Genomic DNA, 12,179 nt, shown 5'->3' on the forward strand with positions numbered 1-12,179 from the left:
CTATCTTACTTTTCGAGCTTAATCATGCAAAAACTTCACGCAAACAGGATCAGGGACATTGATGTCGGATTGCAGAAGCTGCAGTTTTCCGGTTTCCTCGTCTCTTGAAAACAAGACGAGATTGCTTGAATTTTGATTGGAGGCAATAAGGAATTTTTCCGATGGGTCTAAAACAAAATCCCTCGGCCAATTGCCTCTAGTCGATGTATGTTCAATAAAGGTGAGCTTGCCTGAATCTTGATCTACGCGGAACAAAGCAATGCTGTCATGACCGCGGTTGGCTGCGTATACAAAGCGCCCGTCAGAAGAAATATGAATGGCACTGCCCTGATTATTTTCGCTAAACCCTTCTGGAATGGTAGAAATCGTTTGGGACACGGTAAAGCTTCCATCATCAGCCTTATAGTCCAAAACGATCACTTCTGAACTTAGCTCAGTCATTACATACGCATTTTTCCCGTTCGGATGAAAAACAAGATGTCTCGGTCCGCTTCCCGGCTGAACAGACAGGCTTTTTACCTCCGTTAATTTCCCGTCATGAAGAGCATATGTAATCAACTTATCGATCCCTAAATCAACGACTACCACATAGTTTTCATCAGGAGTGAATCCGGCATAATGAACGTGCGGCTTTTCCTGTCTTTCTTTGTTCGGGCCGGAACCGTGGTGTTCAATAATTGACGAAGCCGGTTGAACAGTACCGTCTTCCTTATTCGTTATATACGCTTCAACCGTCCCTTTATGATAATTGGCTGTTACGACACATTGATTTTGGCTGTCAACACTGACATGGCATGGTGATGCTCCTTCTGCTAGTTGATCGTTCAATCGTTTGAGTTCGCCGGTCTTCGAGTCAATGGAAAACGATGCAACACCTCCTGATTCCCCTTTTTTTACAACAGAATATAAGTAGCGGTTGTCATGGCTAATGGTTACATAGGTTGGGTTATCTAATGATGCGGCTTCCTTTACATCACTTAATCTTTTATGGAGAGGATCTAGCGCGAAGGAATAGATTCCTTTGCTCTCACCTTTTGTATATGTCCCGACATATCCGATAAACGTTTGCTGGTCCGTCATTTTCTTTGCTCCTTTGCGAATTCGTTCAGTATTTCTGTCATTTATAGTATAAACGATGCAACGCGCTTCATAAAAAAATAAGGTCGATTATCTTCATCATAAAAAGATAGTCGACCTTTATGTTTTTGCTGCTGTAACATTTCCGCTTTTGTTTTTGTCTTGCGTGTTCTTAAATCAGCAAGAGCGTAAACTCCTCGATTTTCAATTGGATTTCGTTTTCCTTCCCGAACAAGCCGGTCCCGTTTCTTGCGCGCGTCACTCTTTGCCATGAGGTTTCACTCCTTATTCAATGGATTGTATTTATTATATAACAATTTCATGTCTCCGGTCGAGGTCACTGAAAAAGTCCAAGAAATTTTCAAAAATGCTTTTTCCTAAAAAATACATCCCCACTTTGGTAAGCGAAATGCATTGTAAACACGATGCTATCCCCCACTTCCTAAGTGAAAAATACTGTTTTTTTGGGTTTTGGTTTTTCAAAAATTTTAGTTTTTTATTAAAAGGAACTTTTTCAGTGGCCTCTCTCTGGAACTTATTTTTGTCCTTTAGACGAGCTCTAATGGACCAATTTACGTCTTCAGACTCTATTTCTGTCCTTTAAAACGAGGGGATTTTTCTGTCGGGGCTTATGAATGAGGTTGTGCGCTACGGAGAATTTTCATGAGAGGGTATTAAAGGGGGTAGGACATTTGGCCTACATTTCATGAGATAAGTATTCTCCGTAATGAGACAAAATCCTTCAAAAATCGAAAAAAATTTCCTTTTTTAAAAAGTTTTTTTCACATGCTTCATTTATTATTTGGCACTGATTTTGCATGTAATTTAAGGTGTTCCTGCCACTAAAAATCGAGGCTAAAAAGCAAGTCTGGTTAAATTACGAGATTAAGTAGTTTAACCCCAGGGCGAGTGCTCCTTGTTAAAGTCCTATATTTTAGCAAGGAGCAGAATTATCAAAATTACTTGACAACTAATGATCATTAGCTTTACTATTGAACTAACTAATATTAGTTAGTTTAAAAAGGAGAGACTGCAACTATGAAATATCCATTATCAGAAGATGTAAAACCAGAATTTTGTACGACAGGCTCATTTATGAGACTCCCTGCCGAACGTGAAAATGCGAAGGTAGCAATCGTAGGCATGCCATTTGACACAGCGGCGTCTTTTCGCGTCGGCGCGCGGTTTGCGCCTCAGGCGATCCGCCAGGCGTCCATGACATTGTTCCCTTATCATCCTGTTCATAAGGTTTATCCATTTGATGACACTAACGCAATTGATATTGGGGACGTTCCAGTCATTCCGCACAATATTCATCGAAGCTATGAGATGATGGAAAAGCAAGTGCTAAGTCTTATGCAAAAAGGAATCATCCCGATTGGACTTGGGGGAGACCATTCCGTTACGCTGGCGAGTTTGCGCGCGGCGGCGAAAGTACACGGTCCAGTCGCTCTCATTCATTTTGACTCTCATACGGATACATGGGATACGTATTATGATGAAAAATATTGGCACGGATCGCCATTTATTCGGGCACACGAAGAAGGGCTTGTCCAACCTGATAAAGTATTCCAGATTGGGATTCGCGGAACATTAAATCATCCTGGAGATCTTGATGCGAGTTATGAACTTGGCTATCATGTCATTACGACGCCTGAGCTTCGCAAGCGGGGAATCGACAGTGTCATTCAACAAGTAAGAGAGACAATTGGGGACACGCCTTGCTTCTTGACGTTTGATATCGACTTCGTTGATCCGTCATGTGCGCCTGGAACGGGTACGCTGGAAGTCGGAGGATTATCCAGCCTTGAAACGCTTGAAATGGTTCGTTCACTTACCGATTTTAACTATGTCGGGTTTGATTTAGTAGAGGTCTTGCCTCCATATGATCCAACACAAATCACTTCTTTATTAGCAGCGACACTTGTCCATGATTTTGCGAGTTTAATCGCGTTGCAAAAAAAATAAACAATAATGCAGGGTGCCCTAATGCATCCTGCTTTTATTTTGCAAAATGGACACAATCGCTTATAATTTTTGTAATCAACGTTATTTCAGGTGTGGTGAATATAGTGTCTAAAGAAAAAATAAAAGAAGTGGCGTTATCTGTTTTTGCAAGCCAGGGGTATGAAGGAGCTTCCTTATCCAAAATTGCAGATGGGGTCGGGATTAAAACGCCATCCATTTACAGTCATTTTAAAAGCAAGGAAGACTTGTTTTTTTCCATTTTTGAAGATGTTCTCTGGGAAGATATTCAGCGTGTTCAAACTCTATTGGAAACGATAAAAAATGATTCGATTGAAGAGAAGCTCTATCAAATTTTGCATAATATTTTTCAATATTACAAGCAGAATGAGGAAAAGGCCGTCCTATTAAAGCGAACGATGCTCTTCCCGCCGGATGCTTTAAAAGAAGAGTTGCGCTTGAAATTTGTCAACTCGGAGACGGCATTATCGAAAATTCTGTATTCCGTCTTTGAAGAAGGAATTAAGACAGGTGTCATTAAAGGAGAAATAGAAGACTTGCTGGCATCATTTTACTGTCTTATCGACGGGTTGTTTATCCAAATTTTCTATTATGGAAAAGAAGAAGTAGAGGCACGGTTCCAAAAAGTGTGGAGCATTTTTTGGGCAGGCATTCAAGCATAATTGACCATCATGACTCAGGCTCGCGGGCCTGGTTTTTTTTAGTATTAGCATTTCTAATACGGTTATGATAAATAGAATAATATATGCAATTTTGAATAATTAAAAACTAGATCATTCGACAAATTCCCCGATATCTCTCGGTTAATGGTTGGCATAAATATTGCATTATATTTTATGCAGCCAAAGAGTAAGGAAGGAAGTTAATAGAATGCGGAATGGAAAGTTCGAAGCTTAGATCGCTGAAAAAAGAGATCATTCCGAAGCAATTTACAGAATTTTCTTACTCGATATAAGAGATAGAGGAGGAATGATACATGGAAAATGGAGTTGGTTTGAAGAAATCGCTTGGATTATGGTCAATCGTCATGTTAGGGGTAGGATACATGACTCCGATGGTCGTATTTGATACTTTCGGGATCGTATCGAATGATACTGGAGGCCATGTTCCTACATCTTATATTTTAGCATTAGCCGCCATGTTGTTTACAGCCGCTAGTTATGGAAAATTAGTGAAAGTTTTCCCGATGGCGGGATCGGCTTATACGTATACAGCTAAAACGATTCATCCCAATCTCGGATTTCTTGTCGGATGGTCGGCGTTATTAGATTATCTGTTTTTGCCAATGGTAAATGCGTTATTGACAAAATATTATTTTGAAGCACTATTCCCGAGCGTTCCCGGTTGGGTCTGGGTCGTATTATTTGTTGGGCTTGTAACGCTCGTTAATGTGTTCAGCGTCAATGTTTCGGCCAACTTTAATACATTGCTTGTTCTATTCCAGATACTCGTTATCGTTATTTTTGTCGGCCTTGTCATTCACGGGCTTGTAAAAGGAGAAGGAACGGGGAGCATTTTCTCAATTCAACCGTTTTTCTCTTCACATATGCATATTTCAACATTAATTGCTGGAGCGACCGTACTCTGTTTTTCCTTTTTAGGATTCGACGCAGTTACAACGATGTCCGAAGAAACGCCGAATGCGGTAAAAACGATACCGAGGGCGATATTCCTAACGGCACTTCTTGGCGGTATCCTATTTATCGTTGCATCTTATTTTACGCAATCGTTTTTTCCGGATGTTTCAAAGTTTAAAAGTCCCGACTCATCAGCTCCGGAAATTGCGTTATATGTTGGAGGCAAGTTGTTCCAGGCTTTCTTTTTAGCAGGAACATTCACGGGGACGCTCGCATCGGGAGTTGCTTCTCATACAAGTGTATCCAGGCTTCTATATGTAATGGGACGGGATAATGTTCTTCCAGCTAAATATTTTGGCTACGTTCACCCGAAATGGAGAACGCCCGTATTTAATGTAATTGCCGTTGGGATTATTTCTTTGTCCGCCATCTTTTTTAACTTAGAAACGGCGACATCTTTAATCAATTTCGGAGCTTTAATTTCTTTTACGTTTGTTAACCTTTGCGTCATTGTCCATTTTGTACTGAAGAATAAACAGCACAAATCGGTGAAAGGAATTTGGACGTATATTCTTTCTCCAATAATTGGCGCAGCATTCGTCTTTATTTTATGGTTAAATTTAAATATTGATTCATTTATGCTTGGGATTGCCTGGGCTATTATTGGTTTCTGTTATCTTATGTATATTACAAAAATGTTCAAGGAAGAAACGCCGCAGTTTAAGTTTGAAGAAGCGATGTAAAGCTGAAATACTCGTAGATAGAAAGTTTAGAATCTATTTTCTCTCGTAAAAAGACTGAAAATTCGATACAAAAATGGAGGTAATTGTAAGCGCTTTATGATTTCAAGGAGGAATGATACATGGAGAACGGTATTCATTTAAAACGCTCTCTTGGTTTATGGTCGATCGTCATGCTTGGAATCGGATACATGTCGCCGATGGCGCTCTTTGATACATTTGGAATTGTATCAGAAGAAACAGCCGGACATGTTCCGACTTCCTATCTCCTTGCACTTATTGCGATGTTATTTACAGCAATAAGCTATGGAAAAATGGTAAAGGCATATCCGATGGCCGGGTCGGCTTATACGTATACACAAAAAACGATTAATGGAAATTTAGGTTTTCTCGTTGGATGGTCAGCGCTCTTAGATTATTTGTTTTTGCCAATGGTTGCCGCGCTGTTGACGAAAATCTATTTCTCCGCGGTTTTTCCTGGTGTCCCAACATGGGTCTGGATCGTTGGCTTTGTCATCATTACGACATTAATTAACATTTTCAGCATCAATGTAACAGCGAATTTTAATACGTTTCTCGTTATTTTTCAAATGCTGGTCATTGTCACCTTTTTAATCTTATGCATAAAAGGATTACTATCCGGTGAAGGAACGGGGAAAGTGCTCTCGCCTGAGCCCTTTTTCAAAACGGGGTTTGATTTTTCGTCAGTCATTTCGGGAGCTACGGTTTTATGCTTTTCATTCTTAGGGTTTGACGCAGTAACGACGTTGTCAGAAGAGACGCCAAACGCGATAAAAACCATACCACGCGCGATATTATTGACGGCATTCATCGGTGGGATCGTGTTTATCGTTGTCTCGTATTTCATCCAATCGTATTTTCCGGATGTTACTAGATTTAAAAACCCGGAAGGCGCATCACCGGAAATTGCGCTTTATGTTGGCGGCAAATTGTTTCAATCGTTCTTTATTGCCGGAACATTTACTAGTACGCTGGCTACAGGGCTCGCTTCACAGGCAAGTGTATCCCGCCTATTATACGTAATGGGAAGAGATCAAATGCTTCCAAAAAAAGTGTTCGGATATATTCATCCAAAATGGAGAACACCGGTCATTAACGTTTTTCTCGTTGGCGGGATTCAGCTTACCGCCATTTTCTTTGATCTTGAAACGGCATCTTCGCTCATCAATTTCGGTGCGCTCATCTCGTTTACATTAGTAAACATTTGTGTCATTTGGCACTATGCGTATTATAAAAAGCAATACAAATCAGTGAAAGAAGTCATCAATTTCATTATTTTACCTGTAATTGGTGCAGCCTGCATAATCGTCTTATGGTTGAATTTGAATATGGACGCGCTAGTTCTAGGAATTTCCTGGGCGATCGTAGGGTTTATTTATTTGCTGTATTTAACAAAAATGTTCCGAACTGCTCCACCGCAATTTAACTTTAACGAAGCGGAAGCAGGTTAAAAGTGCCGGGGGCAAAGCCCCGGCACTTTTTATATGAGGAACAAGGCCTTGATTGACTTCTGTTATGCAAATCTACATAACTATTCAATCTTACATAACGTCTTTGAATAAAGACTCTCATTTCAAGGTTTTTATTGTTGGCACGGAAATTGCATCTATAAATCAGTGTAAAAAACATTAATGAGGTGTAATTCATGGTAACCGAGACAAACACGATTACAGCAAAGGCAGAAGTTAAGGAAGAGGATCGTCCGTTAGAGGAATTTCAATCTGTATTAAAAGAAGCAATCGACAAGCTGGGCTATCCGGAAATCGTTTTTGAGTTTTTAAAAGAGCCGATTCGTTGTCTGGAAGTCAGCATTCCTGTTCACATGGATAATGGCGAAACGAAAATATTCCGAGGCTTTCGTGCCCAGCACAATGATTCCACAGGCCCGACAAAAGGCGGCATTCGCTTTCACCCGGAAGTAACTGTAGAGGAAGTGAAAGCGTTAGCAGGATGGATGAGTTTAAAATGCGGCATTACGAACCTTCCATATGGCGGGGCAAAAGGCGGAATTATTTGCGATCCGCGAACGATGAGTTTCAGAGAGCTTGAACAATTAAGCAGAGGCTATGTCCGTGCGGTCAGTCAAATCGTTGGGCCAACAAAAGATATCCCGGCGCCTGACATGTATACAAACTCGCAAATTATGGCCTGGATGCTCGATGAATATGACCATATTCGCGAATTTGATTCTCCAGGTTTTATTACGGGTAAACCGCTGACGCTTGGTGGCTCTCAGGGACGCGAAACCGCTACATCAAAAGGTGTATTGTATACGTTGCAACTATTAAGTGAATTGAAAAACATTCCAATTGAAGGCATGCGTGTCATCGTGCAGGGGTTTGGAAATGTAGGAAGCTATTTAGCGGACTACTTGCATAAATTAGGTGCAAAAGTCGTTGGGATTTCCGATGTTCTCGGCGGCGTATATGATCCGGAAGGCCTTGATATCCCTTCCTTGATGGATAAAAGAGACTCGTTTGGAATCGTTACCAATCAGTTCAAAGAAACGGTTTCCAACCAGCAATTACTTGAAATGGAATGTGATGTATTAATTCCTGCAGCAATCGGCGGAGTGATCACGAAACAAAATGCTGACCGCTTGAAATGTAAAATTGTAGTGGAAGCTGCAAACGGGCCAACAACGAAAGAAGCGCTTGAAATTTTAAGCGAAAAAGATATTCTTGTCGTTCCGGATATTCTGGCAAACTCAGGCGGTGTCATCGTCTCGTACTTTGAATGGTGCCAAAACAATCAAGGGTATTATTGGTCTGAACAAGAAGTTGATGAGAAGTTAAAAGAGAAAATTACAACTAGCTTTATGAAAATTTATGAAACGGCTAAACGTCATGATGTAAACATGAAGATCGCGGCTTACATGGAAGGGATTAAGAAAATCGCGGAAGCCTCAAGACTCCGGGGGTGGATTCACTATTAAGAAAAAAGCGGCGCCTTTTTCTCCTACCAGTAGGATAGTCATCGAGGGATAAGCACAATTAAGCCTTTAGTCTTCGCGCTTTCATAAGCTTGCCGCTTGGCGAGCTTACTTAGAAGCCGTTGTTCAAAAAGTCCATGATTCTCTACTCACCACGACATTCTCCTTTTTGAACAAATCATTTAGAAGGAGTTGGTGGCATGAATTTTGACATATTGTCGGAAGAAAGAGAGACCCAGATGATCCGGTATTACTGTTTGGCAACAAATCATTGCAGATACGATTTTGCGATTATTTATACGGAACTGTTTTTTGGAAAGGCCATTGTCATTTCCATTCAAAATGGCAGAATGGTGCTTTTATGTCAAGAGGATTTGGAAAACCCGGGCTACTGGTCGGATAAATTAGGGATTAAGGACGAAGACATTAAAGAATTTCAAAAGTTTTTCTCTTTTATTCTTCAATCGAAAGAATTGGCTGAGCAATATTAACGTTATGAGAGGAAGAAGGCAAAATGACCTATCGCGAAATGATCACAAGTCCTTATTATGGCGTAATAGAAGAAGTGATTGTCAAGAAAAACACAAGGATTTATGAATGGGAACCACTTTTTGAAATTAAAACGGAAAATGGCACTATTAAGTCGGTAACAGTAGGAGTAAGCGGGGAAGTAGAATCTCTTGAGGTGCAAGAAGGCGATAAAGTCATTCCTGGAATGGTATTGGCGTACGTCAAGGAAGATTTGCTGGCAAGCGGAAGCGATTAAGCAGAAGGTGAATAGCATCACCTTCTTTTTGCGTTTAAACGTATGAATGTTTTGATAAATTTAAAGATTAATGCTAATATTTCACGAATCATGTAAAATAGAGATAATAGGCGTGAAGGAGGTTGGCATCTATGATTTCACTAGCAAATGAAAACATTCGACCTATTGTTTCCATATCCATTGACCAGCCTGGTCAGGATTGGATAGAGGAAATTGTCCAGCAACAAGAACCATTTCTTTTTTTGAAGAGACAAAATGAACTCTTTGGATATATACAGTTGAAAGATGTTTTATTTCTCCAAAAAAATGGCCAGGGCTTAACAGAAGAGGCATTATTAAGCCGGGTCACTCCGCTTGAGAAAGTATCTCAGCTTAATGAAAAGCTATCGCTTCCTGTTTTGTTCCAAATTATCGGTACATCGATCGCCCTTGTAAAAGATGATCATGGGGAAATTTGCGGATATATAAAAAGAGAAGATGTATTAGCAAAACTTTTTCAACAGGAAAATAAGAGCGTCGACTTGTTAAAAATCATTTTAACGTCTATACCTATGGGGATTTTTATTGTAGATAGGGACAGAAAAATCGTAAATTTTAACGAGTCGGGTTTGCATATGATCCGCTCGAAGCCGGAAAAGGTCATGAATGTGCCGGCAGAACAAATTTTCAGCGGGAAGCATATCGATTATGTTTTTTCCTCAGGGGAGACGATCTTAAACCAGCTGCAAATTACGGATGAAATGGGGATACTCGTCGATTACAGCCCGATCATTAACTTTCAACATCAGGTTGATGGGATGGTCATCATTGTCCAGGATTTGCCGATGGTTGAGGAAATGGCGATGGAAATTGAGCATATTAAAGATTTAAATAAAGATTTAAATGCGATTCTTTCAACGATTTATGACGAAATTTTAGTCGTTAACCGAAAAGGGGAAATGATCCGCCATAGCGAGAATTTTATTTCCGGATTTTGGGGAGTCGAGTTGAAAGAGTTAATGGGGAAAAATCTTTTGGAATTAGAAGAAAAAGGGCTGTTTACGCCATCCGTCACCCGGCTAGTCCTGGAGCAAAAGAAGAAAGTTTCGATCGTTCAAGAAACGAAAGACGGGAAGAAAATATTAGCTGTTGGAAACCCGGTATTTGACGAAGATGGCCAAATTGACCGGATTATCATCGCTTCAAGGGATATAACGGAGACAACTCAGCTAAAATCCGAGCTGAAAGAAATGAAGAAAATCTCGGATCAATACAAGCGAGAGTTAGACAATTTTAAAAATCAGGACCGTTTTTTTAAAAAGTTGGTCTATTGCAGTCCGAAGATGGAGCAAATTATGGCTCACATCAAAAAGATCGCCGGCTTTTCCTCAACCGTTTTAATTTACGGGGAGTCCGGCGTCGGGAAAGAACTCATTGCCCAGGCGATCCATCAATTAGGAAAACGTTCGGACAAGCCATTTCTTAAATTGAATTGCGGTGCTATACCTGAAAACTTAATTGAAAGCGAATTGTTCGGGTATACGAAAGGCTCATTTACAGGTGCTGATAAAAGCGGGAAAGAAGGGTATTTCCAGCAAGCGGATGGAGGCGTTTTGTTTTTAGATGAGATTGGTGAAATGCCGATGCATCTTCAAGTGAAATTGCTTCACGTCCTTCAAGAGCAGGAAGTTGTGCCGGTCGGAAGTACAACACCGATCAAGGTCAATGTTCAAATCATTGCAGCAACGAATAAACGATTAGAAAAACTGGTCGAAGAAGGAACGTTCAGAAAAGATTTATATTACAGGCTTAACGTTATACCGATCCATGTTCCGCCATTAAGAGACCGGTCCGAAGATATTCCGGTTCTTGCGTTTCATTTTCTCCAACAGTTAAATGAAAGATATGAAAAGAACTACCATTTAACGCCTGATGCATTGAATTTGCTTGAAGTGTATTCGTGGCCGGGAAATATTAGAGAATTGCAAAACATGATTGAACGTTTAGTCGTTTCAAGCGATGATGAGAACATCGACGCGGATTTTGTCAGCCAATTTCTTACGTTAGGGCCGGACTTCAACAAATCAAAGCCGGTCATCACAAGAGTGCTGCCATTGCAAGAAGCGCAAGACCACGTTGAAGAACAATTGATCTTGCTTGCCATGAAGCAATACAAAACGACGACGAAGGCGGCTAAGGCGCTAGGCATAAGCCAATCTTCCGTTAGCCGTAAATATCAAAAAATCCTTAATGAAAAGAAATTAAAAGATGAGAGTTTATTTCAATATGAATAAGGTTGGCATGTAAATTGCATTATTTTTCATTGAAAAGTTTTCTTTGTACTGAAAATGAAGAGAAGTGCAAGGATAGATATGGAGGAGTTCAACATGAATCAAACAGGTACAGAACGAGTTAAACGAGGAATGGCAGAAATGCAAAAAGGCGGCGTCATTATGGACGTTGTCAACGCAGAGCAAGCGAAAATCGCAGAAGCAGCTGGAGCGGTAGCCGTAATGGCATTAGAACGCGTTCCTTCCGATATTCGCGCAGCAGGCGGTGTAGCCCGCATGGCTGACCCAACGATTGTCGAAGAAGTCGTGAATGCGGTTTCGATTCCTGTCATGGCGAAGGCGCGTATCGGCCATATCGTCGAAGCGCGCGTGCTTGAAGCGATGGGTGTAGACTACATTGACGAAAGTGAAGTGTTAACGCCGGCAGACGAAGTATTCCACTTGAACAAGCGCGATTATACGGTTCCATTCGTATGTGGAGCCCGCGACTTAGGCGAAGCAGCGCGCCGCATCGGAGAAGGCGCTTCCATGATCCGTACGAAAGGGGAGCCAGGAACAGGCAACATCGTTGAAGCGGTACGCCATATGCGCATGATCCAGGCGCAAATTCGTAAAGTCGTGTCGATGAGCAAGGACGAGCTAATGACCGAAGCGAAAAACCTTGGCGCGCCATACGAAATCCTTCTTCAAATTAAAGAAGCAGGCAAGCTTCCAGTTGTAAACTTTGCGGCAGGCGGCGTGGCAACTCCAGCGGACGCAGCACTCATGATGGAACTTGGCGCGGACGGCGTATTCGTCGGATCCGGCATT

General features: G+C 41.1%; 11 protein-coding genes. 9 read left to right on the top strand and 2 right to left on the bottom strand.

What is annotated here, in order from left to right:
• Nucleotides 1–18: 18 nt before the first annotated feature.
• Together H538_RS0115100 and H538_RS0115105 are read right to left on the bottom strand one after the other, a co-directional pair.
• Nucleotides 19–1,080 carry a lactonase family protein gene (locus tag H538_RS0115100; protein WP_026678316.1) on the bottom strand — a complete coding sequence of 354 codons (1,062 nt, stop codon included), beginning with the start codon at nt 1,078–1,080 and terminating at the stop codon, nt 19–21.
• Between the two features lie 41 nt (nt 1,081–1,121).
• Nucleotides 1,122–1,349, bottom strand: coding sequence for a hypothetical protein (locus H538_RS0115105; protein ID WP_026678317.1), 228 nt, complete (start codon nt 1,347–1,349; stop codon nt 1,122–1,124).
• Nucleotides 1,350–2,115: 766 nt separating this feature from the next.
• On the opposite strand from H538_RS0115105, the gene speB reads away from it, so the two are divergent.
• From speB to pdxS, 9 genes are all read left to right on the top strand, one after another.
• Nucleotides 2,116–3,045: an agmatinase gene (gene speB / locus H538_RS0115110; RefSeq protein WP_026678318.1), complete on the top strand. Its 930-nt coding sequence runs from the start codon at nt 2,116–2,118 to the stop codon at nt 3,043–3,045.
• A gap of 104 nt (nt 3,046–3,149) precedes the next feature.
• Nucleotides 3,150–3,725, top strand: coding sequence for a TetR/AcrR family transcriptional regulator (locus tag H538_RS0115115; RefSeq protein ID WP_026678319.1), 576 nt, complete (start codon nt 3,150–3,152; stop codon nt 3,723–3,725).
• Nucleotides 3,726–4,039: 314 nt separating this feature from the next.
• Nucleotides 4,040–5,383, top strand: a complete 1,344-nt coding sequence (locus tag H538_RS0115120; protein WP_026678320.1) for an APC family permease — start codon at nt 4,040–4,042, stop codon at nt 5,381–5,383.
• 119 nt (nt 5,384–5,502) lie between these two features.
• On the top strand, nt 5,503–6,852 hold the full coding sequence (locus tag H538_RS0115125) for an APC family permease (RefSeq protein ID WP_026678321.1): 1,350 nt from the start codon (nt 5,503–5,505) through the stop codon (nt 6,850–6,852).
• Nucleotides 6,853–7,046: 194 nt separating this feature from the next.
• Nucleotides 7,047–8,336 (top strand): Glu/Leu/Phe/Val family dehydrogenase, encoded by a 1,290-nt coding sequence (locus tag H538_RS0115130; RefSeq protein ID WP_026678322.1) that lies wholly within the window; start codon nt 7,047–7,049, stop codon nt 8,334–8,336.
• A 197-nt stretch (nt 8,337–8,533) separates the two neighbouring features.
• The gene (locus H538_RS0115135) at nt 8,534–8,824 is read left to right on the top strand and encodes an SAV0927 family protein (protein ID WP_026678323.1); all 291 of its coding nucleotides are present in this window, start codon (nt 8,534–8,536) and stop codon (nt 8,822–8,824) included.
• Between the two features lie 23 nt (nt 8,825–8,847).
• Nucleotides 8,848–9,099, top strand: a complete 252-nt coding sequence (locus H538_RS0115140; RefSeq protein WP_035351055.1) for a biotin/lipoyl attachment domain-containing protein — start codon at nt 8,848–8,850, stop codon at nt 9,097–9,099.
• Between the two features lie 131 nt (nt 9,100–9,230).
• Nucleotides 9,231–11,372: a sigma 54-interacting transcriptional regulator gene (locus H538_RS0115145; RefSeq protein ID WP_026678325.1), complete on the top strand. Its 2,142-nt coding sequence runs from the start codon at nt 9,231–9,233 to the stop codon at nt 11,370–11,372.
• Between the two features lie 93 nt (nt 11,373–11,465).
• A partial coding sequence (pdxS, locus tag H538_RS0115150; protein WP_026678326.1) for a pyridoxal 5'-phosphate synthase lyase subunit PdxS occupies nt 11,466–12,179 on the top strand: 714 nt, incomplete at its 3' end.

Source organism: Fictibacillus gelatini DSM 15865 (assembly GCF_000430745.1).
GTDB lineage: Bacteria > Bacillota > Bacilli > Bacillales > Fictibacillaceae > Fictibacillus_A > Fictibacillus_A gelatini.

Coding starts and splice junctions, on each gene's coding strand:
- H538_RS0115120 (WP_026678320.1), top strand. CDS start 4,040: ATGGAAAATGGAGTTGGTTTGAAGAAATCGCTTGGATTATGGTCAATC.
- H538_RS0115145 (WP_026678325.1), top strand. CDS start 9,231: ATGATTTCACTAGCAAATGAAAACATTCGACCTATTGTTTCCATATCC.
- H538_RS0115130 (WP_026678322.1), top strand. CDS start 7,047: ATGGTAACCGAGACAAACACGATTACAGCAAAGGCAGAAGTTAAGGAA.
- speB (WP_026678318.1), top strand. CDS start 2,116: ATGAAATATCCATTATCAGAAGATGTAAAACCAGAATTTTGTACGACA.
- H538_RS0115105 (WP_026678317.1), bottom strand. CDS start 1,349: ATGGCAAAGAGTGACGCGCGCAAGAAACGGGACCGGCTTGTTCGGGAA.
- H538_RS0115135 (WP_026678323.1), top strand. CDS start 8,534: ATGAATTTTGACATATTGTCGGAAGAAAGAGAGACCCAGATGATCCGG.
- H538_RS0115100 (WP_026678316.1), bottom strand. CDS start 1,080: ATGACGGACCAGCAAACGTTTATCGGATATGTCGGGACATATACAAAA.
- H538_RS0115140 (WP_035351055.1), top strand. CDS start 8,848: ATGACCTATCGCGAAATGATCACAAGTCCTTATTATGGCGTAATAGAA.
- H538_RS0115125 (WP_026678321.1), top strand. CDS start 5,503: ATGGAGAACGGTATTCATTTAAAACGCTCTCTTGGTTTATGGTCGATC.